At 55.9% G+C, this 26585-nt stretch carries 34 protein-coding genes and 2 pseudogenes; 5 read left to right on the forward strand and 31 right to left on the reverse strand.

Annotated features, from left to right (window positions below; translation table 11 throughout):
- Positions 1-120 precede the first annotated feature (120 nt).
- Positions 121-546, reverse strand: coding sequence for a hypothetical protein (locus GWA01_RS04545; protein ID WP_146794430.1), 426 nt, complete (start codon positions 544-546; stop codon positions 121-123).
- 484 nt (positions 547-1030) lie between these two features.
- Between GWA01_RS04545 and GWA01_RS04550 the strand changes: the two genes are divergently transcribed.
- The gene (locus GWA01_RS04550) at positions 1031-1216 is read left to right on the forward strand and encodes a hypothetical protein (protein WP_146794432.1); all 186 of its coding nucleotides are present in this window, start codon (positions 1031-1033) and stop codon (positions 1214-1216) included.
- A 44-nt stretch (positions 1217-1260) separates the two neighbouring features.
- On the opposite strand, the pseudogene GWA01_RS13190 reads toward GWA01_RS04550, so the two are convergent.
- Positions 1261-1791, reverse strand: a pseudogene (locus tag GWA01_RS13190) (IS5 family transposase); the annotation flags it as partial.
- Positions 1792-2274: 483 nt separating this feature from the next.
- Between GWA01_RS13190 and GWA01_RS04560 the strand changes: the two are divergent.
- Positions 2275-2904: a LysE family translocator gene (locus GWA01_RS04560; protein ID WP_146794434.1), complete on the forward strand. Its 630-nt coding sequence runs from the start codon at positions 2275-2277 to the stop codon at positions 2902-2904.
- A 260-nt stretch (positions 2905-3164) separates the two neighbouring features.
- On the opposite strand, the gene GWA01_RS04565 is transcribed toward GWA01_RS04560, so the two are convergent.
- Genes GWA01_RS04565 through GWA01_RS04590 form a run of 6 tightly spaced genes read right to left on the reverse strand, consistent with a single transcriptional unit; the run spans position 3165 to position 5479 of the window.
- Positions 3165-3398, reverse strand: a complete 234-nt coding sequence (locus tag GWA01_RS04565; protein WP_146794436.1) for a hypothetical protein — start codon at positions 3396-3398, stop codon at positions 3165-3167.
- Positions 3395-3601 carry a hypothetical protein gene (locus GWA01_RS04570; protein ID WP_146794438.1) on the reverse strand — a complete coding sequence of 69 codons (207 nt, stop codon included), beginning with the start codon at positions 3599-3601 and terminating at the stop codon, positions 3395-3397. The genes GWA01_RS04565 and GWA01_RS04570 overlap by 4 nt, the downstream gene beginning before the upstream one ends.
- A gap of 36 nt (positions 3602-3637) precedes the next feature.
- Positions 3638-3913: a hypothetical protein gene (locus tag GWA01_RS04575; RefSeq protein ID WP_146794441.1), complete on the reverse strand. Its 276-nt coding sequence runs from the start codon at positions 3911-3913 to the stop codon at positions 3638-3640.
- Complete coding sequence (locus tag GWA01_RS04580) at positions 3910-4389, reverse strand: hypothetical protein (RefSeq protein ID WP_146794443.1); 480 nt, start codon at positions 4387-4389, stop codon at positions 3910-3912. The genes GWA01_RS04575 and GWA01_RS04580 overlap by 4 nt, the downstream gene beginning before the upstream one ends.
- Complete coding sequence (locus tag GWA01_RS04585; protein WP_146794445.1) at positions 4386-4697, reverse strand: hypothetical protein; 312 nt, start codon at positions 4695-4697, stop codon at positions 4386-4388. The genes GWA01_RS04580 and GWA01_RS04585 overlap by 4 nt, the downstream gene beginning before the upstream one ends.
- Positions 4688-5479 carry a hypothetical protein gene (locus GWA01_RS04590; protein WP_146794447.1) on the reverse strand — a complete coding sequence of 264 codons (792 nt, stop codon included), beginning with the start codon at positions 5477-5479 and terminating at the stop codon, positions 4688-4690. Before GWA01_RS04590 ends, GWA01_RS04585 begins: the two co-directional genes overlap by 10 nt.
- Before the next feature lie 268 nt (positions 5480-5747).
- Between GWA01_RS04590 and GWA01_RS04595 the strand changes: the two genes are divergently transcribed.
- Entirely contained in the window at positions 5748-6419 is a 672-nt protein-coding gene (locus GWA01_RS04595; RefSeq protein WP_146794449.1) for a hypothetical protein, read from the forward strand.
- Here the strand turns inward: GWA01_RS04595 and GWA01_RS04600 are convergent.
- The 3 genes from GWA01_RS04600 to GWA01_RS04610 are packed head-to-tail and all read right to left on the reverse strand — an operon-like array spanning position 6406 to position 7677.
- Positions 6406-6678: a hypothetical protein gene (locus GWA01_RS04600; RefSeq protein WP_146794451.1), complete on the reverse strand. Its 273-nt coding sequence runs from the start codon at positions 6676-6678 to the stop codon at positions 6406-6408. The genes GWA01_RS04595 and GWA01_RS04600 overlap by 14 nt on opposite strands.
- Positions 6675-7472, reverse strand: a complete 798-nt coding sequence (locus tag GWA01_RS04605; protein WP_229315986.1) for a Rha family transcriptional regulator — start codon at positions 7470-7472, stop codon at positions 6675-6677. The genes GWA01_RS04600 and GWA01_RS04605 overlap by 4 nt, the downstream gene beginning before the upstream one ends.
- Before the next feature lie 19 nt (positions 7473-7491).
- Positions 7492-7677, reverse strand: a complete 186-nt coding sequence (locus GWA01_RS04610) for an Arc family DNA binding domain-containing protein (RefSeq protein WP_146794453.1) — start codon at positions 7675-7677, stop codon at positions 7492-7494.
- A gap of 95 nt (positions 7678-7772) precedes the next feature.
- On the opposite strand from GWA01_RS04610, the gene GWA01_RS04615 reads away from it, so the two are divergent.
- Complete coding sequence (locus GWA01_RS04615; RefSeq protein WP_146794455.1) at positions 7773-8183, forward strand: Arc family DNA-binding protein; 411 nt, start codon at positions 7773-7775, stop codon at positions 8181-8183.
- A 398-nt stretch (positions 8184-8581) separates the two neighbouring features.
- Here GWA01_RS04615 and GWA01_RS12965 read toward each other — a convergent pair whose 3' ends face one another.
- The gene (locus tag GWA01_RS12965) at positions 8582-8755 is read right to left on the reverse strand and encodes a hypothetical protein (RefSeq protein ID WP_186819453.1); all 174 of its coding nucleotides are present in this window, start codon (positions 8753-8755) and stop codon (positions 8582-8584) included.
- 95 nt (positions 8756-8850) lie between these two features.
- Here GWA01_RS12965 and GWA01_RS04620 point away from each other — a divergent pair, with 95 nt between their 5' ends.
- Positions 8851-9123 (forward strand): hypothetical protein, encoded by a 273-nt coding sequence (locus GWA01_RS04620; RefSeq protein WP_146794457.1) that lies wholly within the window; start codon positions 8851-8853, stop codon positions 9121-9123.
- Here GWA01_RS04620 and GWA01_RS04625 read toward each other — a convergent pair.
- From GWA01_RS04625 to GWA01_RS04710, 19 genes and pseudogenes are all read right to left on the reverse strand, one after another.
- Positions 9111-11480, reverse strand: coding sequence for a lytic transglycosylase domain-containing protein (locus GWA01_RS04625; protein WP_186819454.1), 2370 nt, complete (start codon positions 11478-11480; stop codon positions 9111-9113). The genes GWA01_RS04620 and GWA01_RS04625 overlap by 13 nt on opposite strands.
- A complete protein-coding gene (locus GWA01_RS04630; protein ID WP_146794463.1) occupies positions 11467-12039 on the reverse strand; it encodes a hypothetical protein in 573 nt (190 codons plus the stop codon). The genes GWA01_RS04625 and GWA01_RS04630 overlap by 14 nt, the downstream gene beginning before the upstream one ends.
- A 57-nt stretch (positions 12040-12096) precedes the next feature.
- Positions 12097-12930, reverse strand: coding sequence for a hypothetical protein (locus tag GWA01_RS04635; protein ID WP_146794466.1), 834 nt, complete (start codon positions 12928-12930; stop codon positions 12097-12099).
- Positions 12930-13670 (reverse strand): hypothetical protein, encoded by a 741-nt coding sequence (locus GWA01_RS04640; protein ID WP_146794469.1) that lies wholly within the window; start codon positions 13668-13670, stop codon positions 12930-12932. The genes GWA01_RS04635 and GWA01_RS04640 overlap by 1 nt, the downstream gene beginning before the upstream one ends.
- Positions 13667-14074 carry a DUF2824 family protein gene (locus GWA01_RS04645; protein ID WP_186819455.1) on the reverse strand — a complete coding sequence of 136 codons (408 nt, stop codon included), beginning with the start codon at positions 14072-14074 and terminating at the stop codon, positions 13667-13669. Before GWA01_RS04645 ends, GWA01_RS04640 begins: the two co-directional genes overlap by 4 nt.
- Positions 14071-14385, reverse strand: a complete 315-nt coding sequence (locus GWA01_RS04650; RefSeq protein ID WP_146794475.1) for a hypothetical protein — start codon at positions 14383-14385, stop codon at positions 14071-14073. Before GWA01_RS04650 ends, GWA01_RS04645 begins: the two co-directional genes overlap by 4 nt.
- A complete protein-coding gene (locus GWA01_RS04655; protein ID WP_146794477.1) occupies positions 14358-14906 on the reverse strand; it encodes a hypothetical protein in 549 nt (182 codons plus the stop codon). The genes GWA01_RS04650 and GWA01_RS04655 overlap by 28 nt, the downstream gene beginning before the upstream one ends.
- 8 nt (positions 14907-14914) lie before the next feature.
- Positions 14915-16294 (reverse strand): hypothetical protein, encoded by a 1380-nt coding sequence (locus GWA01_RS04660; RefSeq protein WP_146794480.1) that lies wholly within the window; start codon positions 16292-16294, stop codon positions 14915-14917.
- 11 nt (positions 16295-16305) lie between these two features.
- Positions 16306-18003 carry a hypothetical protein gene (locus tag GWA01_RS04665; RefSeq protein WP_146794482.1) on the reverse strand — a complete coding sequence of 566 codons (1698 nt, stop codon included), beginning with the start codon at positions 18001-18003 and terminating at the stop codon, positions 16306-16308.
- Positions 18000-18854 carry a hypothetical protein gene (locus GWA01_RS04670; protein ID WP_146794485.1) on the reverse strand — a complete coding sequence of 285 codons (855 nt, stop codon included), beginning with the start codon at positions 18852-18854 and terminating at the stop codon, positions 18000-18002. Before GWA01_RS04670 ends, GWA01_RS04665 begins: the two co-directional genes overlap by 4 nt.
- Positions 18838-19023 carry a hypothetical protein gene (locus GWA01_RS12970; protein ID WP_186819456.1) on the reverse strand — a complete coding sequence of 62 codons (186 nt, stop codon included), beginning with the start codon at positions 19021-19023 and terminating at the stop codon, positions 18838-18840. Before GWA01_RS12970 ends, GWA01_RS04670 begins: the two co-directional genes overlap by 17 nt.
- 5 nt (positions 19024-19028) lie before the next feature.
- Positions 19029-20321, reverse strand: coding sequence for a P22 phage major capsid protein family protein (locus GWA01_RS04675; RefSeq protein WP_146794487.1), 1293 nt, complete (start codon positions 20319-20321; stop codon positions 19029-19031).
- 139 nt (positions 20322-20460) lie between these two features.
- Positions 20461-21273, reverse strand: a complete 813-nt coding sequence (locus tag GWA01_RS04680) for a hypothetical protein (protein WP_146794489.1) — start codon at positions 21271-21273, stop codon at positions 20461-20463.
- Positions 21270-23465 (reverse strand): annotated as a pseudogene (locus GWA01_RS04685) (portal protein). Before GWA01_RS04685 ends, GWA01_RS04680 begins: the two are co-directional and overlap by 4 nt.
- A gap of 61 nt (positions 23466-23526) precedes the next feature.
- The gene (locus GWA01_RS04695) at positions 23527-24804 is read right to left on the reverse strand and encodes a PBSX family phage terminase large subunit (RefSeq protein ID WP_146794495.1); all 1278 of its coding nucleotides are present in this window, start codon (positions 24802-24804) and stop codon (positions 23527-23529) included.
- The gene (locus tag GWA01_RS04700) at positions 24797-25123 is read right to left on the reverse strand and encodes a DUF5681 domain-containing protein (RefSeq protein ID WP_211574612.1); all 327 of its coding nucleotides are present in this window, start codon (positions 25121-25123) and stop codon (positions 24797-24799) included. Before GWA01_RS04700 ends, GWA01_RS04695 begins: the two co-directional genes overlap by 8 nt.
- A gap of 300 nt (positions 25124-25423) precedes the next feature.
- The gene (locus GWA01_RS04705) at positions 25424-25792 is read right to left on the reverse strand and encodes a hypothetical protein (protein ID WP_146794497.1); all 369 of its coding nucleotides are present in this window, start codon (positions 25790-25792) and stop codon (positions 25424-25426) included.
- A gap of 198 nt (positions 25793-25990) precedes the next feature.
- Complete coding sequence (locus GWA01_RS13305) at positions 25991-26116, reverse strand: hypothetical protein (protein WP_264818586.1); 126 nt, start codon at positions 26114-26116, stop codon at positions 25991-25993.
- Positions 26097-26585 (reverse strand): hypothetical protein, encoded by a 489-nt coding sequence (locus GWA01_RS04710; protein ID WP_146794499.1) that lies wholly within the window; start codon positions 26583-26585, stop codon positions 26097-26099. The genes GWA01_RS13305 and GWA01_RS04710 overlap by 20 nt, the downstream gene beginning before the upstream one ends.

Genomic DNA, 26585 nt, shown 5'->3' on the forward strand with positions numbered 1-26585 from the left:
AAGGATGAAACGGCAGCTTGTATGAATTACAGATCCATGATGACCGCACCGATGCCGCCAGACGCGATGAAGCAACTTCAAAAAAAATGTGCGGTCTCAAGGCGATAACGCGAGAGGGGCTTACCAGCCCCAACCTGGACCAAATCCGTAGCCCGGGCCGAAGCCACCGCCCCAGGGACCCCACTCTCCCCAGTTCCACTGAGCGTCCTGATAATCCTGTGCAGCCATTTGCTGTTCGTCAGCGATATTCTGTTGCTGCTGATAGGCCCGATATCGTCCATATGCGGTCTGGTCGCCAACATACAGGCAGCCACAGACCGTTGGATCAGCGTAAATGTAGCTCACTGTGTCACCATGGATACGGCGGACAAAATGATGTGCAGGCAGCTTCTTAAGCATGGCAATCCGCTGTGGGGTGGAGGCGGGCTTCAGCTGAAAGCCTGCAGCAGCAAGATGATCTTCTTTCTGAGCGACCATCTGCTGGGGCGTTTCACAAGCAGACAGAGCGGTGACGCAAATGAGAGATGCTAGAAAAGCTTTTTTCATATTGAGACCCTCCAATAAAGGTACAATGGCAGCACTTGCCTCAGAGAATAATCACATGCTTTGTCAGCTCAGGCCTACGAAAAGATATTGAAAAAACTTTTTATCAAAAAACCATCCCGTAGGGCGACTTCTCTGTTAGGCGCCGAGCTTTACGCCGATGCGCTCACTTTTAACGCTCGAAAGCATTGGCGGAAAATGATGATGCGCGCTGCAAGCCCGGTGGATGCTGCAACACGAGCTCTCGAAATATGATTATCCAAACCACGATTGAGGAAAGAAGCTCAATTATGACTAAGAGAGATCCATATCGTGAGGCTTTTGGCCAAGAAGAGCGAGTCAGCAGAACCTGCCACGTAGGAAAATGCACGCGGCAAACGCCATGATCTGTGGGTGGAAGTGCAGTGGTCGACATAAGGGGCAAGAAAACTGCTCTGGACATTAAACCCTATTAGGGCGCAGTGTTTGGTTTCCCTTGGAGGCTAATATGTCATACCGTGTAAACTACGACGAAGACGGTATTAAATCAGAGATCCGTCAATTAGTCTCCGAACTCCAGCATGACGCTGAGCGGTTGAATATTACGGTCGATAAGTCAGGAACCGCCATTGAAATCAAACATATGGTGGCAGTTTTGGCCGATAAAATTGATGGACTTGCGTCATTGATATGATGCACATTTGGATTGACCCACATCCCCTCTGGGCTCAGGCTGCGTAGCCAGAAGATGACGTTCAGACATCTACCATAGCGTGCTGCAACCCACTGCCAATCCTTGAGGCAACCAAGCATGATCTCGATACGGTTGCGGCGTTTATATTTTCTCTTGTCGTACGCGACTGGTTTTCCACAGGATCTTCTCGCCGGAATGCAGGGCCTGATCCCTTTTTCCTTCGGGGCGCCGCCTCTGAACCAGTCCGCGCCATACCCACGATCTCCCAGCAATCATTGTGAAGCAGGAAGACGGTCAAGCAGGGTAGCGGCCCCGGTGTAATCACTGATCCGTCCGGCTGTCATGAAGAAGCTCAGCGGTCGTCTATTTTGATTGGTGTTCGTATTGCAGCTGCGTGTTCATACCGCCTCTGATGCGACCAATCAGACGCCCTGGACCCCCTTTTTTAACCGTAAACTTGAAGTCGTAAGGTGTGCTTTGAGATGGGGCGCGTCAATCATGATGGATGGCTCGACTTTCGTAGCAGACAGGCCATCCATCATCCGCATCAAAATGCCCATGTCGCTCCAATGCTTCTGCAATCAGCTTTTCAGGATTCATTCAATCGGGAACACCGCACCCGTGCAATAGGACATAGGTCGCACCCCAGCGCCGCGTCTACTTCTTGTCAGCGGTCCTTGGGAACAAGGAACGCACGAAATACGCGCCGTTGCGAAGAGTAAGATTGGCCATATCCATGCACAGCCTTCTCACCGGGGAGAGTGGCGGTCGATCTGGCCATCTATCTGTCTATTATAAAACGGATATTTCGCTCCGTGCTTGAGAAAGCGCCCCCAACGGTACCCCCAAAATAAATTGCTTCGGTTTGTTTCCGCGCTCATCCAGCGAATTCAGAGATAGCAAGGTCATTTCTCTGAGCATGCATGCGTCTGACCACGCCAGTCTGAAATTTCAAAAGAACGACTGAATTTTGTGCACTGTGTTTCAGGTATGAATATGGATATGCTGATAATCAAGAAGGTTTTGCTCGGCATTCTTGAATAGGGAGAAATGTTATTATGACACTTCATACGTGGTGGCTTTTTGTAGTCGCCGTTTTCCTGCTTTCAGGGACGCCCGGACCCAACATGCTGCATATTCTGCCGCGTAGCGTCGATTTTGGGATGAAGCGAAGCATCGCTGCAATGGCTGGATGCCTCACGGCACTTGTAACCGTTTTGACAGCGTCTGCGGCAGGATTAACCGCGGTGCTCACAGCGCTGCCGGGTGTATTTGAAATTCTAAGATATGTCGGCGTCGCCTATCTGCTTTATCTCGGCATCAAGGCGTGGCGGAGTGAAGTTGCCCCTTTGGACGTCGGTGAAGACCATCTTTCTGCTTCACTCTCATCGGGCGCTTTATATCGTGGTGGCTTTCTAATCGGCATTAGTAATCCTAAGCTTATTCTATTTGCTGCTGCTTTTCTCCCTCAATTCGTGAGTCCCGCCGCTGCACAGACCCCTCAGTTTGTGATTCTTGTTGCGAGCTTCGCTGCCGTCGAATGTTTTTGGTACGTGATCTATGCGGCAGGCGGTCGTTCGTTGTCCCATTATTTGATCCGCCCTTCCGTCAAACGCATCTTCAACCGCGTTACAGGAGCAATTTTCGTTGGGTTCGCAGCTCTTCTCCTGAAAACACGGCCCGCCTAATTTTTTACGCCGCAACACAGACATCGAGCAGAGTCATGGGCGTTATGAAGCGAGGTCTGGTTACTTCTTAGAACACGCCCGGACCTGATCACGCAGGCCGATGTAATCCCCGAGCCAGCGTATGGTCTGAGATTGTGGCCGCGCTCTGATCTCCGTGGCCAGAGCTTTCTGATCAGCAGCCGAGTAAGTCACCAGAGTAGGGCAGGGCACATAGCGTACCTAGGTGCAGCCCGTGAGGGCGAGCGCCAGGACGAGCCACCTCACGCCGAACCCTCATCAAGCCGAGCCAGTACCGCGCTTTCAGTCTCGGGCTTATCAGCCTGAGCCTGTGCCATCGCTTCGGCTTTGGTCGTGATTGCTGTTGCGCTATCGGTCGCGGCTTGAGCCGTCGTGACAGATGCGTTGTTCTTTCCGGCCCGGTACGAGAACCAGATCAGCCAGGCGACAAAGGCGAGGGCAATCACGCCCCCGCCGATGTAAACGTACTGGCTCAAGCAGCCGCAGCCGCTTCAGTCGTGGTCGTTTTCGTTTCCAGCGCCGTGACGAGGGAAGCGATATTACCCGCCAAACCAGCAAGAGCTGCCTTAGCCGCTACCGTGTCGCAGTTCGGATCCAGCTTCTCAATGATAAAGCCGCCGAGAACTGGCAGCAGTTCCTGGCCGAGTGCGCCAGCTTCCTGAATTACAGAGTCGGTCATATGAGCGTTTCCTTTGTTGCTCGGGGTGTCCCGCAGTCACGTCGGCGCTTTAGGCTCGTCAGTGGATGCAGTGGCGGAAGGCGTACCCAGAAGCGGGTGCTTTCCGATCTCAGTGATCGCTGCTCCGGCTGCGATGGATGCAGCCTTTTGCAGCGGAGATTTTTCGGGGATCAGCAGAAAGATGGCGGTTGAGGCCATGACGGACGGCACGCCGCCATTAACGCCCAGCCAAGCAGCCATCATCGCGCCGGACAGAAGGCCCAGTCCCTGCAAGGTCGTTGGTTCGCGGGCCCAGTCGAGGAACTTGCTCATGCTGCGATAGCCTCCGCAAAGAAGGCGACATTCGCAGCTGGATCAGCCGCGCCCTGTGCTGTGTTGTAATGAACCTTGTGATAGGCGCTCAGTCCGGCTGCATCGGTGGAGGCCGGAAGAGCCTCACGCACGCGGTAGAACCGGATCCGCGCCATTGCACAGGCGTAGCGGAAGTTCGTGACCAGCTGTGCTGTCGCAGCAAGATCAGGAGCGCGCATACGCGTGCATACTGTCGCAAGGTGAGATTGCGCCGGGAAGTTGAGGAAGTTCGTCCAGCAGTCGTCATGTGTTGCTGGCTCCATCTGCCAGAGGCCAAGTGCCGGACCACCGCCAATTTGCCGGACATAGGCAGCACGCGTCTCTGCCAGCGCCGTTCCTGTCACCAGATTGATGGCGGCAGGACTGGCAAGGTGGAGCGCCTGGAGCGTCGGGGTGACGATCAGCGTTTTGAGCTGACGCGTATCGAGGCCGATCATCGCACACCAACAAGATGCGACGTGATTTGCACAACGCCAGTGCTTGTCACGATCACCAGAACCCAACCGATCCACTGACGAACCGACTGAAGGTTATCAAGCTTCTTGTCCTGCGCATCCTGATTGGCGAGGATCTGCGTGAGCTGTCCGCCCTGAGTGCTCAGAACAGTCTGGGTTTCTACCATTTCGCGCTGAAGGAGCTTGACGTCCTGCTGAACGCCGCCGATGCGATCAGAGAACTCGCCACGGGTGATGAATTCGCCAGCATCGGGGGCGAGGATGGGCGCCGCATCCCCCATCACTGGCAAGCCGTCGAGCTGCGATAGACCTGACCGTTGCTATTGAAACAGGCGAAAGCATTGCCGCTGCCTGTTGCGCCAGATAAAATAGCCTCCCCAGATATCGAGACGTCGCCGTTGATATTGGCACCTCTGGAAAACGACACTCCAGCGCCGCTGATCGTCATGAGTACGTTGTTTTTGCATCCAGCAGCCGTAGTGCCGGTGCAGAAGCTAAACCCTCCGCTTCCCAAACCTTGAAGATTATAAAAATCCGTTTCTCCGAATGAACCTGACCCTCCTACGCCTGTAAGGCTATTCCACGCCATCGCAGACCCCTGAACCAGATTTGTATCAGGCGCATTGAACTGACCCTCAAAGACATACGGCGAGAGATAGTACCCCGCTTGGCTGCCCTGGAGGTTACCGGCAGAAATTGCTCCTGACATTGTCCCACCGCTCCGCGACAGATACGCGCTCTGTGCCTCAGAGGTGGTCAGATAAGCGGAGAGCGTCGAGGTCAGGCTGATCTGGGTAACGTAGGCGTCCAGGGCATTTCCCAGATTGACGTAAATCGGGTTCGACTGCGTACCGACACGGCGTCCGTAGCTGAACATCTCAACCGGCATAGCGGCCTGAGTGGGCCCGGCCTGAGCAGACGGGACGACAGAAGACAGCACCGCGACAAGCGGGTTCTTAGCCGTGCCAACGCGAACGCCATACGAGAATGGCTCAACCGGATTAGCGGCAGTTGTCTGCGCTTGGGCGCAAATCGGAATCAGAAGGGGAACGACAAGCAATAAGCAGCGCATGGGCAACATTTCGGGATACGAATTGTGCCGCCAGCGCGAAGCATGCCGTGACGAGATTCTAGGACAAAACGAGCCTAGAAATCAACGCTATAAAAGACCGTAATGCGGCAATTTGAGAATAAGATATATTGCGCCGTTACCTTGCTTAATCTCAGTAAAATTTTTCTCTTAGTTTCCCTAAAATTTTGAAATATATATTTACCTTAATAGCGTTTCGGCGGCTCCTCAATAATAAAATTGGAGAGTCTTGAAAGTAAGTGAGAGAAAAATGAAAAATACAACAGAATATCAAAAAGAGACAGAAGAATTGTGCAGTTTCAATAGAAAAAAATTCAAAATTGAAGAAAATAAAAAATACATCGAATCAATTGCAGAGCATTTCAGAGACTATTCACAATACCTTATAGCGATAATGATATTTATTTCATTAATTCTTAGGGTATTCATTAGATTTAGCTTTTATAATGGACCAAGTACAAGTCAAATAAGAGAAAGGTTTTATGAAAAAATGGGATCATTTGATCTATTTAAATATAACGTTGAGTGGTTTTTATCTCAGAACACATTATCTATTATTGGCGATGGACTGGCACTGTCAGCCGGAATTGATCTTGCTTACATGTTATTCACACCTGGACCAGATGAAGTTATAGCTCCACTACTAACTGCATTGTCAGCAACAATAGTACTTATTATATCCAACGATGAAAGGCTTAATCTGAGTTTGATATTTGGTGTTTTTATACTCATAATTGGTATGATTTTATTAATGATTTCAGGGTATTTGACGGGTCTTATTGCAGTTCCTGAGGGTAGTGAGGATAAAAACTTTCTACTTCTATTGGTCAAAAGGAAAGTCGGTAAAGGTTTATATATAGAAAGCGAAAAAACCAAGGACGAAGCCACCCCGAAGGGCGGCTCCATAGTCAAGCAGCAATAACGCTCCACTTGAGCGCGACGTATGGGAACAGGCTCATAAACAGGGTTTTTCTCTCTCGTCCGATGGAAGACCGAGGCGCATAGGCCTCGATCTCGTACCAGCGATCTGCCGCAATCTGGTCGGCAGGAACGCCATTCCAGCGCAACGCCTCCCAACGGTTCATCTCACTGATCAGAATTTCGTCTGACGTGATAAACCGCTCTCCCGTGTTCTCCCGCTGGCGCTGGCGTTCCGCCGTATCCAGCGGGATGTACGTCATGACGCCAATTCCGGCTTCCTGGCGAAAGGGCGCAGGATCGCCACCATGCGAGGCGACCATTTGAGTTGCTGCTGAGAGCCTTTGCCATGACGGCGGGTCGTATCGAAAAAGCGACTGACTTCCTTACCCTTCTCAGTCGGCTCGTAATCGCTGCCAACCGCCGAGCTTGGCACCTTCACCTGATAGCCCTGCTGGATCAGCGTCACGTTCACTGCCCTGGCACTCATCCCGATCTGCTCGCCGATTTGCGTCGGGGTCAGATAGTTCTCCGCATCAGGTGCCGCGATGGACGTTGCGCCCAGTAGTTCGAGTGGATTGATACCCGTCAGTTCATGGGTTCCACGAGCTGCCATCAGGCAACGCTGGTTCTCATCAACATTGGGAAGAGTGGACGCCACGGAGAGAAGGCGGCGATAAGCCACGTCGAAGGCCGGTTTGCGCTTACGGGAAGGAGTGGTGATTTTCACCATACCCTTCTCAAGCTCCATCCAGCGGCGGACGACCTTGAGGCGGCGCGCAGCGTCGTAGCCGAGAATGAGATTATAGGTCAGGTCTTGGGTCAGATTGTAGCAGCGGTATTCCTGACCATTCTGCTCGTTTCGGTAGGTGTCCTCAAAATTGAGGAGACCCTCTCCAACGTCTTTCAGCATCTTTTCGATGTCACGAACGACATTGTCACGAACGACATTGTCGTGACGCTTTCCAGTCAGTTCCGCGATCTCACGGCTAGACATGGTCGGAGCGCCGCTTGAGAGAGCGGTGGAAATTGTGATGGCTTGTGTGTTATTCGTCACTTTCGTGTTCCTTCTTGGTTCACTCGGAGACGGAAGAGGTTTGGCCTGCAAGCATGGCCTCTTCCGTCTTTTTTGTTTTCAGAACTTCCTTCAAAATTGCCGAAAGTTCGCCATTGGCAGAGCGATCATTCATTATCGCTCTAATTTTGAGCGCTCGCAGCAGATCGCTGTCTATTCTCAAAGTTAGGGATGATGTTTGTTTCATAAAGACTCCTTTTGCACTCACGAGTGCAAATAAACCTTATGAGTGCATATTTATGAGTGCAAGACTTTTTTTCGCACTCGCGCTAATTTTCAGGAATGTCAGATTCACCAACACGCTCCATCACTATTCGACTTGATGCCGAGATATTCCAAGCTGTGCGGGAAGCTGCCGCCGAAAATTCGCGCTCAATGAATGCAGAGATATCTGCGCGTCTAGTGATCAGTCTCAATCAAGATGCTTTTCCCAAAAGGAGTGAAAGGTACTGGATTGAGGATGGCAAACTGACGCGCGAGCCTCCTGTTCCTCATTCAGAGCGTGTTAAGCGATTACACCAGCGTATGGATATCGTGATGAAAGAGTGGACTGCTCTTTCAGATGGCCTTAGCGGCCTCTCTGATGTGATGAAGGGAACAATCATTCGCCGCTTGAGCGAGTTGGAACAAGAGCGGAGCAAATTAGACAGCGAGCTTCGCCTTGTTGATCCAGACTACAGGAACAATCATTGACCCGAATACTCTCTGTCGGGGAAGGTGATGGAGGAGTTTGACTCGAATCGATACAATAAACGAATAGTAACCCTCCAAATGACGGAGAGTATCGTGATTTATCAGATTCTACTTCAGGCCGCGAAAGAGAAAGTCTGCGTAAGCTTTGATTACGGGGACCACTTTCGAAAGTGGTCCCCTCATGTAATCGGGAATTCTCCGCGAGGGGAAATGGTTCTAGCATACCAGTACGGAGGAACCAGCTCTCGAGGGGCAGTGCCACAATGGAAATGCTTTGAAGTCGCTCTTATTACTAATATCAAAATTGAGACCAATGACGAATGGCAGTACGCCCCCACAAAAGGGAATACTCAGCATTGCGTCAAAACAATTGAATACCGTGTGATAAATAAAGAAAATTAGGCTGGGGGGCCGTCATATCGCCACGCGGCGTATTCCTTTGCCCGTTGCTCAGCATCGGGTCCATGGAACGTGGCGCTTTCAATATCTTCGCCCCGTATCTGTTCGACTAGCCAATGATGGGTCTGCGCGATGCAGTGACGGATAATATGCCGTTCTTCAGTGTTTTTCATAACTTTTTCCATACTCCCGATTCTAGTTTTGTTCCGCGCGTCAGTACAAGCAAAAAACGTTGCTCAAACCGCAGCAAACTGAGATAATTTCTGCCATGATCCTCCTCTATCTCGTCGTGGCTGCGGCCTGGTGCTTCTTCTGGGTGAAGGGGAGGCTTTGGGCGGCGCTTCCGGTGCCGGCCTTCTTTGCAGTGATGGTGCTTTCTTCACTCAATGAGCCGGGACCAATCACCAATCAGCCAGAATACGATTACACACTGGCCCTTGTGTTGATTGGCCTATCATTCGCCCCTTACGCCATCCGCCGATACCGCGCGGAGAAAGTGGACCGGCTTCTGAATGGTGTCCGGTTCAATTACCGCGACTGACCCAGCAGGTGATTGATAACAGCCTGGTCCGTCTGCTCCATCTTGGTCAGGCGTCGATTAGCAAGGGCATGCCCGATCAGCGCATTGCCCGCATGAAGCGCCGCGCCAGTGACACCGCCCGTCATCAAGCCGCCCTCCTGCGCTCCAAGTAGGCCGCCGAGAGTGCTGGCCACGCCACCGAAATGGCCGCCCCGGATTTCCTTCTGACGCTGCTGCATCGCGTTCTTGAACGTATTCGACCCGTTGGACCGGGCGGCATCGCGCATTGTCCGTTCTGCCATCATGTCGCGGTAGACAGTTCGAAGGCGCGCTTCCTGCTCTGGTGTGACTGCATCTGTCCCCTTGGTGGGGACCGAAACCTCATTCTTGTCGATCTGCTTGATCAGGTTTTTCAGCGCCGTGTAATTCACGCTCTCGCCTGTCGGGGCGTTCGTGGACGGCTGGGTCAGGCCTCGCGACTGGAGAAAGCGCAGGCTGTCGATATTGCCGGATCGACGCGAATATCCCCCGAGGTAATCGTGAAATCCGGGAGCGCCCTGGTCGATGTGGTTGGCGAGATCATCCATGAATGGCGTAAGACGGGCGCTGGCTGCACGCATATAGCCGTTCTCACTGGCTGCTGCCTGCTTCAGGCCATATCCGATGGCCTTGCGGACGTTCCAGAGGTTTGAGGGAAGCGCCGTTCCATCTTCGTCCGTGACGTCTGCGATCGCATCCTTCGCCTTCTGGATCGCCTGTTTGACAGAGGCGTTCCCGCAATTGGCCTCAATGTGCTGATCTAGAGTGTGGTGAAGTTCTTCCGTTGAAATAGGCTGCTCATTCTCGAACGCATTGGTCCGCTGCGCCTCTTCGAACGCGGAGCGCTCTGCCTCAAGATTGTAGATCTGTTCCGGCGTGCCAATCGTCTCCCGCAGGTGCTGCGTGTAGGCGTGGTCATTCGCACTATCGAGCGTGCGGAAGGCATCCGGATAGAGATCCCGCAGGTTGTTCTCAAGTCCGGCCATCTTCGGGTCCTGCGTCCGGACAGCGGTCGTATGGAAAACGCCTGGTGTCTGGGCTTCATACAGGCGCGTTCCATCTTTACTGGTAAATGCCTTCACGATCGACTGAGCGGCCTTCTCCGGATCACTAAACGCACCGACTTTCGAGATGGCCTTGATCTGGGCTTTCTCTTTGGCCTTCTGGGCAGACGTACTGATCGGGGCCGGTCCAGCCGGCGCCCGCACCTCTGGCGCTGCCTCCGAAGCGTCCCGCGTGGTCGCGCCTTCTGGGTCCAGATAATCGACGGCGCGTCGCATGCCTGCCGAAAGCCGGTCGGTTACTGGTGACAGGACTTTCCCGCCGAGCTTCCCGGCCGCGCCAAGGCCCAGAGCGAGTGCTGCGGCATCCTTGACATCCCCACCTGCCAAGCCGGTCTGCGTTCCTGCCGCCAGCGCGTTGTTGGCCCAACGGGTCGCGCCCGGCCCTTCACCGGTCAGGACGTTGGCCGCAATGCGACCGGCCCGCGACCCATCAAGCGCCGCAGCTGCAGGACGAACAATCCGACCGCCCAGACCGGTTGCCAGTCCGGCGCCGAGCATCGTTCCCGCTGCGTCAGTATAGAGCGCGCCATAGTCATCCTTACGCGATGCCTCGTCTGCATCTTCTTTCGAGGCGACCCAATCACCGGCCTTCTGAGCAGCCTCGGAAACTGGATTGTCTACGTGATGTCCGAGAGAGGTAGCCCAGCTCACAAGGTGAGGGACGCCAACACCGAACGTCCGGTCGATTTCCCGGCCTGCCGAGTTCACTGTGTCATTGACGAGGGTCCAGGCCTTTTCGGCGCGAGAAAGTGCCGGTTTTTTTGGTGCCGTGCTTTCGCCGTCCTCATGCCCGAACATGGCGTCGAAGGAATTCCCTGAACTCGGCTTGTCCGGTGCGGGAGAGCTGTCCCCAAGGCTGCCCTCGAACGTTGAGGCAAAGGCGTCCGGGGCATCTGGCGCGTTCTGCTGCTTCTGGGGTGGCTGATAGCTAGCCGCGACCTTGCCGGGATATGCCATGGTTTCGGAGTTTCCCCATTTGGTGCGGTCAGTCCCGCCATTGTAGGCCCGGAGCGCGTCCGGGAGATTGCCGTATCGCTTCAGGTTCTCGTCCAGTAACCGGGCCGCGCCATAGATCGACTGGACTGGATCGGTCGGGTCGATGCCGAGGCTGCGGGCCGTTTCCGGCATGAACTGCATGTGGCCTATGGCGCCAGCCCGCGACCGGGCCTTCGGATCGTTCTTCGGATCTTCCACCTGATGCACGGCACGAAGGACGTTCGGGTCTACGTTCCAGTATTTCCCGGCATCCTCATAGGTCTGATCAACGCTCGCCACTTGGCACCAGCCCGGCAGCAGCCATCGCGTTGTAGTTCTTCTTGAATTCTTCGATCTGGCCTGACTTCTTCATGCCCTGAAAGACCGTCTTGCGCTCGTCTGGCGTCATCCGAAGAAGCTGATAGGCGCGCGGGTCGAAGCTCTGGCTGAACTGCTGGTTCCACTGCTGGAACTGCGCAGGCTGCAATCCGGCCTTCTGCCAGGCCTGTGCCTTTGCATTGATGGCGTCCTCATTACCCATGAGCTGATGGATCATCAGGCGGTTCGTGGAACCCTGAAGCGCGCTGTTCGGGCTCGCATGCACGGCGGCCGCAAGTTTGCTGTCAGTGCCAGTCCCGAGGGCCTGGCACTGCGCATTGGCGAGGTTCTGAGCCCACTTGTTGAAGGACTGGGCGCTTTCGATTTCGCTGCTTTTCCAATTGCCTCCCGTCCAATTGTCGAAGACCGAGGCAAAATGTCGGATGCGCTCACTGCCGGGGCCGGACGTGAACCCTTCCAGATCGGAAGACATATTGCCGAGTGCTGCCATCCGGTCATTGCGGTTTGCAGAGGCTTGCATCAGAGCGTTCGCCCCCTGCGCTCCAGCTTGTGCCGTTTCGGTCAGAGCTGCTGTTTGTCATGCTGCGGGAGCCGACTGATATCCCGGATTGGCGGGCTGCTGCGTCGGATAGCGGCCTGAGCCCATCGCCTCGGGCGGAACGGTCGGCTTTGCGCCACCAACCACCTGATCGCGCCTGACATAGCTACGGGAACCGTCTGGGTTGATGACCTCCATCGGGGTAGAATTGGTATCCGGGGAGGTCTGCTGCTGAACCGTGGTTGTCGGCTGAAACTGCCCGCCATTCATAGCGCTCTGCTGCGTTCCAATGATGGTCTGCTGCCCGTTATTTACGGTCGCGCCCGGTGTGCCATACACGTTGGCTTCCTGCTGGCCCGGAGCCTGCATGGAGTTCGTCAGTTGCGCTACTCCGCCCGCAATGCCGTCAGGATGCTGCGCAATCTGATTAACGATCGCGTCAACGGGCTGGCCGGGGAAAATCGCTTTCGCCATGCGCTTCGCTGCAAAGAGGTGCGCCTGATCCGGGTTCGATCCCACGTAGGACAGAATGGCCCCGACGGCGTTTTTCCCAGCTTGCGTGTTGGCAAGATCATCCGCACGCGCCGCGTTCTGTTCGCGCACGGCCTGCGCTGCCCCATAGGCAGCTTTCGGATCACGAGCCATTGTTGCGCGCGCTTTGGCGTAGTCAGTGCGTCCGGTATCGTCGGTGGCGCCAAGCAAAGCGTTGCCACCGGCCATCCGGGCATCATACTCAGCTTGCTGGATCTTATTTCCCAACAGCGCATTTCGGATGTTTAGTGCTTGTGCGAGGTGATCCGATGGATTTGTTGGCCGAATAGTATTTTGGCCAATACCGAGCAACGCATTGGCGCCTGTATCAAACCCCGCCATTAGCTTGCGCCTCCGTTGAGGAGGTTTTTGTAGGTCAGATAGTTACTGCCATAGCTGGACGCCTGATTTCCCAAATTGGTCAATCCGTTGGTCAGGCTATTCGCCATAGAAGCAGTACCTGCCATATTTGCACCCACGCCCGCGAGCGCCGCCTGAGCGGAAAGGCTGGCGGTGTTCGTGGCGTTGTTGGCGCTGGCCGAAGCGGCGTTTGATCCGTAACCAAGTAGTGCATTCTGGCGGTTGAACGTGTTGGTTAGGTTGCTCTGAGCAGCACTATTCGCAGAGAGCTGGTCATTGAACTGGTTCTGATAAGTGCTGTCAGCCAAACCAGAGGCATAGGTGGACGCGCCCTTAAGCGCTGCGCCACTGTTCGCCAGTCCACGCGCCGCCGCGCTATTCGTCGCGGCCTGCTCTCCCTGTGACAGGTTCCACTCATAGCCGGGCGTCTGCTCAAGCGTCGTCTGGTTCAGTGCGTTGGTCGCATTGTTGATATAGCTGTCATCGGTCGAGTTGTACGCATTGTTGTCGTACATGCTGCCGATCAGCTTATTACCGACCGATACGTAAGGATTCAGATAGTCCTGAGCGGCAGTTCCTGATGCAGAAATGGCCTGCGCTTGGCCTGCCCCAGTCTTGGCGGCCTTGTCCATGGCGCTCTTTTCGAGCGCCATCTGAGCCGCAGTCGTCGCCGCGGTCGTAGCAGCCTGTGTAGCTTGTCCAACGCCAAACGTATCGCTCACTTTGGACGCTCCATTTTGTAGGTGACGTGATGACGCACAATCCCATCAGGGCAGGGCGCGTCGATTTCGCCCCAACGGACAAAGCCGAGGGCATGCATTGTGAATCGGGCAGACTTCTTGTCGTCTGGAATGGCGGCGATCATCAGGTCAGACGGCTGTGTCGTCCACCACCAGTCCCGGATTTGGCGCATTGCCGCGATGGCTTGTTTGCCGCGCATTTCGGGAATGACAGCCTGATGGCATTCATGCACACGCTCCCGAACGGCGCGGAAACCGACAACAATACCTGGCACATCCACGATCTGGGCCTCTTCGCCATAGACACCCGGATGTGTGATGACGGCATTGATGGCGTTGATGTCGTTGACGGCCGCCCCAGAGATTGATGGTGCTGCGAAAATCACGACAGCATGTATCCATCAACGATCAGGTTCAGGCCATTGCCGGACGCAATGATCACATCCCCAGCAGTGAGAACTCGTCCAAGCTCAGGGGCCAGATCTGTTCCACCGGCCGCGATTGCGTGGGCAGGGATGATTTCAAATGCAGTCCCGCCAGCGCGCTGAATTGAGACGGTTAGAGCAACGGCAGCATTTGTCGGATTGGCGATCACCGCGCCACTGACAACAGTCGTGCCAGCGCCAGCAGTGTAAACGGAAGAGCTGTCACCAGTGAGTGTGATGCCTTTTACGAGGGATTGTGCGACGACGGCCAAGGGCGGTTCATGACTGAAAACGTCATGCTCTCATTTCGAGATTGTGCCGCCTGTGCCTCACAGCTCGCCGTGGTGAGAAGTATAGTCAATTCCTGCGCCGTTTCCAAGGTTTTTAACGCTCGCTGTTCGCACGCACGAGCTTGCAGCAAGGCTATGTTTGCCGCCTCAAGAGCTGCCCGTGCTATAGTAAGAGCGCAACGGTTTTCCGAAGCCCCATCCAGAAGAGCAATCAGTACCTCGGAGTCAGCGGCATTGGCTGTCATCTGGGCATCTTCGGCAGTTTTCCGAACATCGGCAATGCTGTCCGCGACATCCGATATCGAAACCCCAGGAGCATATCCAGTCCGGTTCATGAGGGCACGAATAACTGCGCTGGCAAGCGGGGTAAGATTGCCCGTGGCATCGCACCAGCGACCCGAAAAATATGGTGCGTTCAGGGCATTGCCGGGAACGCTCATGACTGCACCGCATCGATATCGATAAATGCCCCCATGAGCGCCGTGGCGCCGGGATCCGTCCATGTCAGGCGCTAGACTCGGTCGCGGGCCATTCCAAGCCGCCAGAGAGTAGGCCAGAAGTTGCCCGTTTCTCCTAAGGCGAGCGGGCGTATCGCGCCAAAAGTGGCGCCCCGGTCATCAGACCAGTCCACATTGATGGTCACCCTTGAGGACTGCTGCATATCCAGCATGAATCTACGATGGATGCCGCGCGTTCCAGCCGTTAGCAGGTGAGGGAAAGCGCGCTGGCGCTTGATCGGCGTCCCTGCGTCATCCAGAGCGTTCATCGTCACCTGATAGATGGCGCCATTCTCACGGTCACACGCCCATGTCTTGCCATAAGCCTGCGTCCAGAACAGCGGACGCACCTGAGCTTCATTGCCAACAGCATCCAAAGCGCATCGCTCATGCCAGAGTTCAGTAGACACGTCGAACACCCAGGATGAAGATTGCCCCGGAACCGTCAGGACGTAGAAGACATGCCCGTCCTGCTGGTACACTGAGGCAACGGAAGCGGAGAGATCGCCCATGGCCTGCAGCGCCCCATCCACCGGGAATGTGGATACAGGCACCGCAGATGTCTGCTGGCCAAGATAGACACGAGCCAACCCGCTCCGGTCCTGGCCAAGCCACATTATGGCACCATTCGGAGTGTTCGCGGTCGTGGGGATGCGAGCGATTGTGTAGGGCGCGATGCAGCCCGCTTCAACAGTTACGCCTTGAACGCGCTGGAATGGAAAATCAGAGGCGCCACTGTCATACCAGAACTCAACCTGCCATCTGCTGAACAGCCAGATGTACTGGCCAATGACCTCAATGCCGATGATCGTGGCGAGACTGGTTTCGTCGCTTGCAACATAGAGGCTGTCGAATGGCATCGTGGCTTCGTCAGAGAATTGCGCCGGCGACGTGTACCAGTTGGTCGTATCTGGGTTCACGAAAAGAAAAAAAGTATCGAGGATCGCAATCGTGGGACTGCCATAGAAAGCGTCATCAACGATTTGGGTGAGTGCCCCGAAGGAGCCTTGGCCAGCCTTTGACGGCATGGAACAATACCATCCGGCCGCCGCTGTCCCATCCACAATGAATAGCGTGGTCCCATTATCCGCCATACGGACCGGGCCATTGCCAGTGTTGATCTCTCCTATCTTCGTAACTGCCCCCTCGCTGTTCAAGCGGAGTACAGCGTTCCCCATGACAAAGATCGCATCACCCTGTGTAGTCTGATATGCGCATCGCCCTTTGCCACCGGGCTGCGAAGCTGTGCGCAATCCCGGAGTGGGGTAATAAGCGAACTGTATCGGTTCACCTTCTTCCTGAGGTATCGGCTCAGGGTACAGGTTCAGGACGCGTTGAGCGGCAACAGAAGCACACCTGGCATCATATGAGCCTCCCGAGAGATTAACGCGCATGGGTGAAATCCTTATGACGGCGCATTATTGCCGCCAGACAGGTTTAGATGCGCCGACGTATTGCCGGTTGCGATTGAATAAAGCTGCCCGCATCCACGCCCGTTGCTCCCGCTGAGCGTCACCCAATCTGTTTTCGTATCAAGACGCAGCCCGGTCATAGCGTTGGGATTCCCGGCCGTATCTCCGGCTCCCACTGTACAGAATGACATATTGGAAATCTGTGCGCCGTTACCGTCCAGAGAGCTATTGCCAGGATTGAGAAGCTGGATTGCATCTGCGCTGTCTGCTGCCGTCAATCCACATCCAGCAATGGTGCCCCCGACATAAGTCAGATCACTGATGTAGCTGACTATGCAAGCCTGATTGGCTCCTTGCATCTTTCCACCGAAGAACTTGACCATGCCGCTTTGAAAGCGTGTCTGGTTGAGCACGACCAGGTTGTTTGTCGGTACTGATCCATAAAACTGTGGACTGACGAATTCCAACTCGGAGAAATTGTCAGCATCCAGCGCGCCAGGTGGAACTCCGTTCTGGTTGGTTGCGTTACTTTCGACCTCGACCCGGTTCCCATAGATAAATCCGGGACATGTACCGATCGTCGAGGAGTTCGGGCAGTTGATCTTAACGCCGGTGCTAACCTGCTCAAGCACAACGCCATCCATCCAGACAGTTGCCATGAAGTCATGGATATAGACCCCGATGGCGGGCGGCGTGTTGATGCTTGAATTGAGAGACGCTGTGACATCAGTATTTATGATTTTAAAAACATCGGATCGAGTTGCGCAGTTCTGTAGCGCGCTGGTGCTCCCCGTGCATCCTGTGTCTGATCCATATGTCTCCAGCCCAATGCCACCCAGAAGCATCTGGTGAAACTGAGAGTTATAAACAGAATTGCTATTGCCAGCGTAATTCTGAACCCCCTGGAAGACAAAAAACGTCCGCACATCATGCGCACTGCATCCACGGCAATGCGCAAATCGGAAGGCGACTCCAGTCTGCTTGCCGTTATTCGCGCCATAGACTGACAGGTGATCAATTTCGCCACCGTAGAAATACATCCCGCTATCGGTCGGGGCGGCATTAAAATTGAAAACTGCGGCAGAGCCCGCGCCGGTGAGATAGAACTTTGTGCCTTCCACGCCAGCGCCATAAAGGTGCAGACCCGGACATGCCATCGACACGCTGTTTGTGGCTGAAATCGCATATGATCCAGCGGGGACAAAAATGCTTCCCCCGCCGTTGGCGCACACAGATGTTACTGCAAGCTGAAGCGCAGGGATGTTGTCCGTTCCCGATCCGGACGCGGAATTGTAATCACTGACCGCCCCGAAATCTTTGGCAGATACAGTGTCCTCAAGGCGCAGCAAAAGCGTCCGCTCGACAGACTGTGCCCATCCGGGGCTGTACTGGATCAAAGACGAGACGACGCATGCCGCTGCGTTCTGGCAGGTGAACGAAGTAGTGGAGAGGCTGACCCCGGTTAAATCCGCATTGGATACAGAGCCCCCATTTATGGATGCTCCGGAGATATTTGGTGTGGTAAGTGTCGCATTCGATAGCTTGCCATTGCTTACATCCGCCTTTGTGGAAAGCGCCCAGTTCAGCCCGGTTGGACCACTGAGTGTGACACGCCGATCCATCTGAGGGATGGATTGCGCCCACGACATAACGGGCAACATGAACGCAAGGGCGAGGATGAGGCGCTTCATAGCTTCTGGATCTCCAGACCCGGCCAATAGAACGGGTTGCTGATGGGAGTAAGGATGGCGGGCATGGCAAGGGTAGGTGCGCGGAAACTGACTGTACGGATTGTAGACAAGGACGCACGTGCAAACGTCGCCACGGTTGCTGAGACTTCCTGTCCATAGGACGGGGCAAGACGAGCGGCCAGACACCACATCACAGCATCCCAATATTCCGGGGGCAGGTTCAGAGGTGTATCCGCCTTAAGATTGCCCTGAAGGGGCTGAGCTATGAGCAGATGTAACTGCCACGTGTTACCGCCTGCTGGGATCGGCCATGGCCTGAACTCACCCAGAGGGAAGGCGGGATTGTAAAAGTAGAAGCTGGGCCATGTCTTCAGTCCCTTGAGGCCAAGAGCGGCATAGTCCTGATAGGAGGGAATTTCAGCCAGGTGATAATCAATGGGATTGGCGGAAGAAAGCCCGTCATCATTATCGACGAAATCACTTGGATCGAAATCGTTCGCAGAGAAATCTCCCTCGACCGCTGCCCCTCCGTTGAACAGAAGCCGGGCATAGGCCCCCATTACCTGAGCAGGACGCACAGAAATGTCGATATCTCCACCGGGACCGACATAGTAGACCGACTTCCCAGTCGCCATACAGAATACATCGGTGAGATTCGGAACGAGCCATTCACGGCGCTGCCACTGGGCCAGCATCATGTTCAGATGCATGACGCCCGAGGCCAAGCCTTGCGGATCTGTATTCTGACCACCGACACCGACGCCAAGCTGCTCGAGCGCCAAGCCGACGAGATCGGAGACAAGGTACCCTGTCGTGACGTTTGGAGTGCCGCCGTTATTGGTTTCGGACATTTGGGGTGCGCCCCTTGCGCCTCATAACAGGCTTGAGCGGCGTGTCCCGGCCCGAAGGCTCAGGACGGCCAGACATACGGGCTCGCACCCGCTCTTCTTCTACCTCATCCCGAACGGTTACGGTTTCGTAGCCATTCGGGTGGTGCAGCGTTTTGGGATACCCCTTCACCAGCATCAGCCAGCGTCAACGATATCCGGCACGATGCAGAGCCATTCAGGGCGAAGTACACCGATGCCGAACAACACGTCGAGACGCGTGCCAAGCGTATCGTCAGTGCCGTTGTAGTAGGTGAGGGTACGCATGGAGATGCCGTCGAGGTTCGCCATGCCGCAATCTACAACGCCTTTGTTGACCTCCATCAGATCGACAGTGACGAGGGTCATGGCCTTCTTGTTGAACAGAAGGTTGCGGCGGATCGTCTCGCCCTGCTTGCCCACAAGAGTGATCTTGGCATCAGCAACGGGCAGCGCATCGACGGTCTGATACTGGTTCTGCGATCCATCAGCAGCAGGGCCGACAAGGGCAGGCGAGACCACGATGGACGTGGCGCCGCTCGCAACAGCCTGCGTGACCACGAACTGCATCGGTGTGCCGTAGGACCGCTTGGTCACGCGATTGACCTGATTGACGCCTGCGATGGTGATGACATCACCTGCGTTAATGCCACCATTCAGGGCAGACGTGGCAATGACCGAGTTCTGCGGGTACGCCGTGGAACTAATCTGGCCCGGAATCGCATTGCCCGCATTGCTGAGCGTCGTGACTGATCCGGTCGCCGTGGCAGCGCTATCGTAAGAGCCGGTCGTGGTAACGAGACAGGTCTGGTCGTTGATCCACTCGCGGACACCAAGGAGAGGTGCTTCCATCGCGCCCGTCTTGGTCTGCTGACCGATCTGTGCGGAGGGATTGAACAGCCCCATGAGACCGGAAACTGTGCTGGCATCCGTATCCGGATCGAGAACAGCGAAACGGTCAGCCGTCGGGGCGTGCTGCTTCGTCAACTTGGCCTTGGCCTGAAGCCATGTCTCGGATGTTGGGGCGATCGTATTGCCGTTGCCATCCACGTTGCGCACCATGTTCGCGGCACCAAGAGCAAGCGTCATGGCGATATCGGCAACAGAACCGGTCAGGTTGTTGACGGATGGCTCGATGTAACGACCGCTGAAGTCATCAACATTCAGGGTACGTTCCTGCGTATCGAAGCCAAGAGAGACGTGCTTGCGATAAGCCACCGTCAGAGGGACGGAGCGCTCTGCAATGGACTGCGGGCTGACAACCGGGCCGTCACCAACAACCGGGTCGTTTGGCAGGCGAACATTCACGGAAGCGCCGATCTTAGCGCCGGACTTACCAAAGTAGCTGTCATAAGAACGGTCGATGTTCTTGATGAAGCCGTTAGTGTCACGAAACAGCGGCAGCGCGCGCTTCGTGATGATCATGTCGTTAATCAGATTATTCGTAGCCACGGGTTCGGCTCACAATACATGGCGCCACTGCGCCTATCGTGCCGCTCTCGCCAAAGGCAGAACGTGTGCCGGTTAGGGAACCGAAAACAGCCGGGTTAAAGCCCCCGTGGCTTATGCGGAGAGACTGCTCCGCGACAGGTTACGACCGAACGCCAGCCTTCCAGAGGCGGTCAAATTCAACAGCGGAAACATTTGGGTCGTAGATCGACTTCTTTCCCGCAGGTGCCGCACCGGATGGAGCCGAGACGGGAGGCGGGGCCTTCGAAACTGCTGGCGCTGCGGGCGTTTCTGCCTGCGCTGCCGGAGCTTTCTGACCTACCTTCGCCGCGAACTGTGTCAGAAGCGCATACTGGCGACGCGGTGAGGCGTCGAGGATGTCGCTTGCTGCATCCGGGTCGTGAGCGAGAGCATAATACACGTCGCCACTGTTCGGCAACTCCGATATGTCGGAGATCAACTCACGGTGTGACTTGTTAGAGAAATCCAGTCCTGCACGCTCGGACAGGAGCTGCGTGGCCTGACTGACCGCTGCATCCCCATGAGTACCAGCAACAGCTTTGGCGATAGCTTCGGTCTGGGATGAGAACTTCTGGATCGACTGCTGCTCTGCCTGCTGGCTCTCAATCCGCTGACGCTCCTGCTGCCGGATCTGGTCTGGCGTCAGGCTCTCTTCCTGCTGCTCTTCACCACGAGAAGCAGCCAGCGCGCGGCGCATGTTCTCCAGCTCTTCCTGATTGGCCTGCTCCCGCCGCTCAGCTTCACGACGCTCAAACGTCAGCTTATCGATCTTACGCTGAAGCCATGCGGGCGTCTTCTCGGGCTGCGGGGCCGGATCAGGTTGTGCCTGGCCCTCTGGTGCACCCTCGGTCTGCGTCTCGATTGCTGGCGTGTTCGCAGCGTCTGGCGTTGTCAGCGCGCCGTCGAGGATAGGGGTTTCGAGTGTCTCGCTCATGCCTCAACGGCTCCTGTCACTGGATTGGCAGCATGAATTTTGCCGCCTGGGGGATTAGAAGAAGGAAGACGCGGAAGTGGTCCGGGCGGGCCATCCTGCATGGCAGGCGTTGCCCCACTTGAGGGAGGGGACCCATTCCGCAGCGCCTCGGAAACAAGCTGGTGGACCAGCACACGAAATGCCTCTGGATCGGTCGAGCCAATCGCAGCCATGCGGTCGGTTTCGGCCTTGTACTGGTTCGTGTCCGCAGCCATCGCGTCTTTGACGACGGTGTGCTGCTGCTCGGCCTGCTTATCCTTGAGCTGCTGCATAGCCTGCTGAAGCTGCGCCTGTAGCTGCTGGATCGTCTGTTGAGCCTGTTCGAGGCGAGGATCATCGGACGCGGGCTTGAGCCGATCGGCAATCTCGTCAGCAAGCGGGAAGTCCGCGCTCTGAAATACGAGATCTCCGATCTGCCCCATGAGATTAGGGGCGGCCTGAATAACCTGCGTCAGCGCGTTGAACGCATCCTGTTTCCGCGTCGCAAAAGCAGGGCCCACATCAGCCTCAACATCGAAGCGGCCAATCGTCGGGTTGATCGCGAGAATTGCGCCATCGATCTGGCGCTGTTTCTCAAGCGAGATCCCTTGCGGTGGCTGCTGCGGCTGCCCATCGGGACCAGGAGGAAAAGCCACCTGTGCCGACGTCTGCATGTTCGGATCAACGACAACACCCGTCTGTGTGCCATCCATCCCAAGCGACTGCACGGCGCGTTGCGTATCGTACACGCGGGGAATGGCATCAATCAGCAAGCGCCCGAGATAACGAAGCGCCATGCCCTGATTGTCAGTGTAGTGATAGTTCGCCGTGTCTGACTGGCGCTGACGCTGCTGGATCGCAACACCGGACTTCTCGTTACCGGGCGCGCCCATCTCAGCCTGATATTGGCCGGTGACCATCTGCATCCACTGATCGGCGGACTGCATGCCCTGCATGTGGCCAGTCGAGCCGGATGGCGGCTCAATACGGGTTGGGATCGGAATTGGCTGCCCATCATCGCTAATGGCATTGTAAGGCAGCACAGCAGCATTGCTGGTGTTGGCCTGCGACCACTCGTTCGTATAGCCCTCGATCGCCTCAGCTGAGGCGAGCCAGGGCGCTTTAGTTTGGAGGGCAACGCTCTCGACATAAGCGCTGGCCGTGTAGTTAAACATGCGCTGCGGATCGATTAGAGCCCGCACAAGCCCCGCATAATCCGCGTCGTTGCCGTCAGTCGCACGCGTCTCAATGCCAACCATTGGGATCAGCGGAATAAGCGAGAACACGGTCTCGCCCTGAGCCACAACAGTATTACCCGCGATGACGTACTTATCGACCATGTGCGATGTGATCGGCCGCGACGAGGCTTTCATCGTGCGAAAGACCTCAACCATCTCGGGAGGCATTTCACTCTGACGCATCGACCCCGTAGGCGTGGCCCAAAGCGTGTCTTTCTTTTCGCTGCGGCGATAATACGTCGCCACGCGAACCGTGCTGTCGCTCACCCAGTCACTGTCTGATTGCAGACCTTAAATCGGGTCACGTGATACGTCTGCGTGACCCGGATAGAGCTTGTCGAACTCGACCCGGTCCATTTCCTCAACGATCATTGCCCAGTTCTGATCCGAATGATCGGGCTCACGGGCCGCTGGATCGAAATAGACAGAGAGGCCATTTGGAACGGACTTGATGAAGAAGTCCTGATCGAACGTGTCCACACCTGGAACATAATCCGTCACGACATGGAACCAGCCCAGACCGGTGCGAACCTGCCCCTGAATGGCACAGGCATAGGCGTTCTGCTGAGCGTTCGACTGATACTCGATATGGCGGATAATGCCTTCAATGGCATCCGCAGCCTCAGCCATGGAACCAAAGCCAGTCGCATTGACCTTTACGCCCATTTGCGACTGCCGCGCCTCGTTCTCCACCTGGAAGACGTGCTGCGCAGTTTTGTTGATCGTCAGGCAAGGGCGAGGGGAGCCGCCGAACGTTCCGGCACGTGCCTGATAGACCGCATCATCCCATTGCGCATGATTGTACGCGTCAGCATGGAAAAACTGCAGATCATCGCGTGCGCGACCGCGCCACTGGCTCGTATGGCCAGACGCTTCTTCATAGCGTTTCTGGACCTCGGAGATGATATCGGCTGTGTCGGAAGCACTCTCGCTCATGAGGTATTTAAATACCACACTGAAACTTGTCAGTACAAGCGAAAACGACAATCAGGACCGATTACAAACCCATCCACCCAGAGGTTGAGCCTGTTAGCGAAACGCGAGGGCGTTTGGCGCTCTCAGCCTTCGACTTCGGATCATTAATCGCTACTGCCAGCATCCGGAAAGCATCCGCACCATGTGAGGCATCATCGTGCAGCGGCTTCTTGCTGAACTGTCCCGTCTGCTGGTCCACATCGTAGCGATACCGTCGCAGCGCGTTCATGCCGTCCGCCGTCGCCTGCTCATCAAACCACACCCGAGGAAACAGGGTACGAGCCGCACTGATCCCCGCCACAATGGGTAACTGAGGCAGGACCGAGATTGGCATCGACCGTGCCCGCAACTGTGCAGCAATCGTTTTGCCGCCCGCTGATAACTGGCCCTGATTGGCATCATGCGGAAGGAAATGGCGCTCGTACCGATAGCCGCGCCGCTCCAGAAGGCCAACGTAATGATCAAGGCCCTCCATGCGGTTCTGATAAAAATCGATCACACGGATATCGAAGCCGATCTTCTGCCAGAACCAGATGCTGGTCATGTCTGACCAACCCAGATCCCAAGCCGTAAACACAGGCGCAGACGGATCATATTCCACATGGCAGATGCGCTGCTCGTCTGTGGCCTGCCGTATCTCGTTCGCGTAGATCGCGCCCTCAAGAACCTGCTTTGGGTTGCCCTGCCAGACGTTCAGCCACGCGTCGTAATCCGTGGCTTTGAGTTGCTCCATTTCCTCGCGCAGGACAACAGGAAAGAACGGGTTCTGATCCCAGTTCACCTTTCGAACAATCGCATTGCGCGGCGGCCTCAAAACGAACCGACGATAGACCTCATCCTCAGCAAGCTCCGGATTAAAGCCAAGCCAGATCTCCGACCCTTCCTTACGGATCGTCGGAATGAGCACGTCGAGACTGCCCTTGGTGATCGTCTGCGCCTCTTCGATCCAGCAGCGGTCTATGCCTTCAATCGATTTGATCGACGCAATGTTGTGCCGCAGACCCGCAAAGATGAACTCGGTCCCGTTGCGACCAAGGATCGTCGTGTTTTGGACCGTGTAGAAACTGGCCAGAGCAGGGTTTCGCGCAATATGGTCTGCCAGAAGTGAGTGAACAGAGTCAGAAATGGACTTCTGAAATTCACGCGCGCACAAAACGCGGATCGGCTTCTCGGCGCCCTGTATCAGCAGAGCAAGCGCCATTCCCCAGGACTTGCCCGATCCTCGTCCACCATACGCAACCTTGTAGCGTGCAGGCTCAAACAAGAAGGCGAGGCTCTCAGGAAACTGAACCTCACTCACTCGGACGAACCACGGTCACGACAAGGCCGAGCGGGGCGCCATCCTGTCCGCTGATCTCCACAGTCTCTTTGGCTTTACCCCATGCACGATCGAGCAGTGCATTCGCTGCGGAAACGCGAGCGCTTTCAGGAGAGACCGGACTGCCAGCAATTTCCGCAAGGGCTGTAATAGCTGTGACCGTGTGCGAGCGGGCGAGGGCTATGACTTCTCGAATATCTTTTGGAAGGCCTGAAGGATTGCCGCTTTGGCCTTTCTGAAACGGCCGACCAACCGGCATTTTCTTCCGCTGCTTACCGCTGTTGGCAGGGGGTTCTTTCATAGGCCCAACCTATCATCAGACCCCGATCAGTACAAGCGGAAACCGGTAACATGATACCTCAAAACTCCCTTCGCCAGCCGTACCGGTGTTGGAGAATTATCCTCCGCTCAAGCAACGATGAAGGGCGGTTTTGAAGCCGATTATGGCGTGGAAAGTCTGCGGATCGTATCGCCGAGTCCGGCGCGGAATTTAGCGGGCGGACTGCACCAGATGGCCGATGCACTCCGGAAGAAGAAAACGCGGCAGGTCGAAGCCGCCTGACTATGGAGCCGCCCCCTAGGGCGGCTTTTGTAGTCTCCGTCAGTTTGGATACTGGCTCGGTCCCTCGAATTTTCCTGAAGAGCTTTCCGGCGGTGGCGGTGGGCGGCATCCATCTGGCGGAGGTAGCAGTCTACCATTGCTATCCATAGGCGGCGGCGGTGGCCGGTCCCGATCATTACCCATTCCTTGTGGTGGCTTGTGACCAAATCCACCTGGAGGCGGCCCGCATCTGTGGTGGGCCTTGTCGCCTCCACGACGCTCATTTTTGTCTGTATCGGTGTATGCGGGGCTTGCGTTACTAAGGGTTGTATAAGTCTGGCCGTTATAAACGGTCGTGCTCTGAGCCAAGAGTGGCAAAGGCGTGAAACTGACAGCCAAAATGGTTAAAGCTACAATGCGGTGGCTCATAGACATCTTCCCAAGGTATGATGCCTCACTCTTGAAATGCACTCTCTTGAATTGCCAGTAAGAAATGGCAACGGTGTGTTTCCTCTGCGGGTGTCGCTTCGCTGCGCGCTCGAACCCGCAACCGCTGCACGTCCGCTCAAGGGTTCAAGAGCGAGTGGGTCATGGGTTCATCGCCAAAATAGCAATTTCCCACGGGCTTCAACCGAGTTCCTCCGCCCCGTTCGACAGCGCCTGTCTGGCCATCCGTGCAGAGCGAACAACAGCGGCGATTTCGGCATCGGTCGGCTTGGTGCGCTCGCGCTGCTCAGGGGGCGCTTCGATCATCGCGAGCATGGCCTTGAGCGCGGAAACTTCGTCCCTGATCCGCTCGGCAAAGGGACGCAGGTGGGTGTACAGCTCTCCCGGCGCTGGCCAACGTGATCCAACCGGGTAGCCATTCCGGTCCGACTGACGTGTCCAAACGGCTCTCCGGGTTCCATGCTCCGGCCGGAATGTCACCGCAGACCTCGAAAATCGCCTCGGTGAGTTCTCGGGACAGGTCAGCCGGGGCATTCGTGACCAGCTTCGTGAGTTTCATCAGCCACGAGGCCACAACAACCAGGTTCGGGGGCAGGCAAGCCCGCTCCGCATCGGCGAGCTGCTTGCGAACGGCCTGAACACGATCCGGCGTCAGATCGGACCGCCAGAGATACCCCTCGCGCTTGGCCTCGATCAGGACTTTGAGATCCCCGGAAGCTGGCGAGAAAGTTGGGGCGATGACGACGGCTGAGGGGCGTTGGGTTGCGATGCTCAT

Source organism: Gluconobacter wancherniae NBRC 103581, from assembly GCF_007988885.1.
Lineage (GTDB): Bacteria > Pseudomonadota > Alphaproteobacteria > Acetobacterales > Acetobacteraceae > Gluconobacter > Gluconobacter wancherniae.

Bases quoted from the DNA above. Each gene is read 5' to 3' on its own strand.
- GWA01_RS04545 (WP_146794430.1), bottom strand. From the start codon at position 546: ATGAAAAAAGCTTTTCTAGCATCTCTCATTTGCGTCACCGCTCTGTCT.
- GWA01_RS04550 (WP_146794432.1), top strand. From the start codon at position 1,031: ATGTCATACCGTGTAAACTACGACGAAGACGGTATTAAATCAGAGATC.
- GWA01_RS04560 (WP_146794434.1), top strand. From the start codon at position 2,275: ATGACACTTCATACGTGGTGGCTTTTTGTAGTCGCCGTTTTCCTGCTT.
- GWA01_RS04570 (WP_146794438.1), bottom strand. From the start codon at position 3,601: ATGACCGACTCTGTAATTCAGGAAGCTGGCGCACTCGGCCAGGAACTG.
- GWA01_RS04575 (WP_146794441.1), bottom strand. From the start codon at position 3,913: ATGAGCAAGTTCCTCGACTGGGCCCGCGAACCAACGACCTTGCAGGGA.
- GWA01_RS04580 (WP_146794443.1), bottom strand. From the start codon at position 4,389: ATGATCGGCCTCGATACGCGTCAGCTCAAAACGCTGATCGTCACCCCG.
- GWA01_RS04590 (WP_146794447.1), bottom strand. From the start codon at position 5,479: ATGCGCTGCTTATTGCTTGTCGTTCCCCTTCTGATTCCGATTTGCGCC.
- GWA01_RS04595 (WP_146794449.1), top strand. From the start codon at position 5,748: ATGAAAAATACAACAGAATATCAAAAAGAGACAGAAGAATTGTGCAGT.
- GWA01_RS04600 (WP_146794451.1), bottom strand. From the start codon at position 6,678: ATGACGTACATCCCGCTGGATACGGCGGAACGCCAGCGCCAGCGGGAG.
- GWA01_RS04610 (WP_146794453.1), bottom strand. From the start codon at position 7,677: ATGAAACAAACATCATCCCTAACTTTGAGAATAGACAGCGATCTGCTG.
- GWA01_RS04615 (WP_146794455.1), top strand. From the start codon at position 7,773: ATGTCAGATTCACCAACACGCTCCATCACTATTCGACTTGATGCCGAG.
- GWA01_RS12965 (WP_186819453.1), bottom strand. From the start codon at position 8,755: ATGAAAAACACTGAAGAACGGCATATTATCCGTCACTGCATCGCGCAG.
- GWA01_RS04620 (WP_146794457.1), top strand. From the start codon at position 8,851: ATGATCCTCCTCTATCTCGTCGTGGCTGCGGCCTGGTGCTTCTTCTGG.
- GWA01_RS04630 (WP_146794463.1), bottom strand. From the start codon at position 12,039: ATGCAAGCCTCTGCAAACCGCAATGACCGGATGGCAGCACTCGGCAAT.
- GWA01_RS04635 (WP_146794466.1), bottom strand. From the start codon at position 12,930: ATGGCGGGGTTTGATACAGGCGCCAATGCGTTGCTCGGTATTGGCCAA.
- GWA01_RS04655 (WP_146794477.1), bottom strand. From the start codon at position 14,906: ATGGACGGATCCCGGCGCCACGGCGCTCATGGGGGCATTTATCGATAT.
- GWA01_RS04660 (WP_146794480.1), bottom strand. From the start codon at position 16,294: ATGCGCGTTAATCTCTCGGGAGGCTCATATGATGCCAGGTGTGCTTCT.
- GWA01_RS04665 (WP_146794482.1), bottom strand. From the start codon at position 18,003: ATGAAGCGCCTCATCCTCGCCCTTGCGTTCATGTTGCCCGTTATGTCG.
- GWA01_RS04670 (WP_146794485.1), bottom strand. From the start codon at position 18,854: ATGTCCGAAACCAATAACGGCGGCACTCCAAACGTCACGACAGGGTAC.
- GWA01_RS04680 (WP_146794489.1), bottom strand. From the start codon at position 21,273: ATGAGCGAGACACTCGAAACCCCTATCCTCGACGGCGCGCTGACAACG.
- GWA01_RS04700 (WP_211574612.1), bottom strand. From the start codon at position 25,123: ATGAAAGAACCCCCTGCCAACAGCGGTAAGCAGCGGAAGAAAATGCCG.
- GWA01_RS04705 (WP_146794497.1), bottom strand. From the start codon at position 25,792: ATGAGCCACCGCATTGTAGCTTTAACCATTTTGGCTGTCAGTTTCACG.
- GWA01_RS13305 (WP_264818586.1), bottom strand. From the start codon at position 26,116: ATGATCGAAGCGCCCCCTGAGCAGCGCGAGCGCACCAAGCCGACCGAT.
- GWA01_RS04710 (WP_146794499.1), bottom strand. From the start codon at position 26,585: ATGAGCATCGCAACCCAACGCCCCTCAGCCGTCGTCATCGCCCCAACT.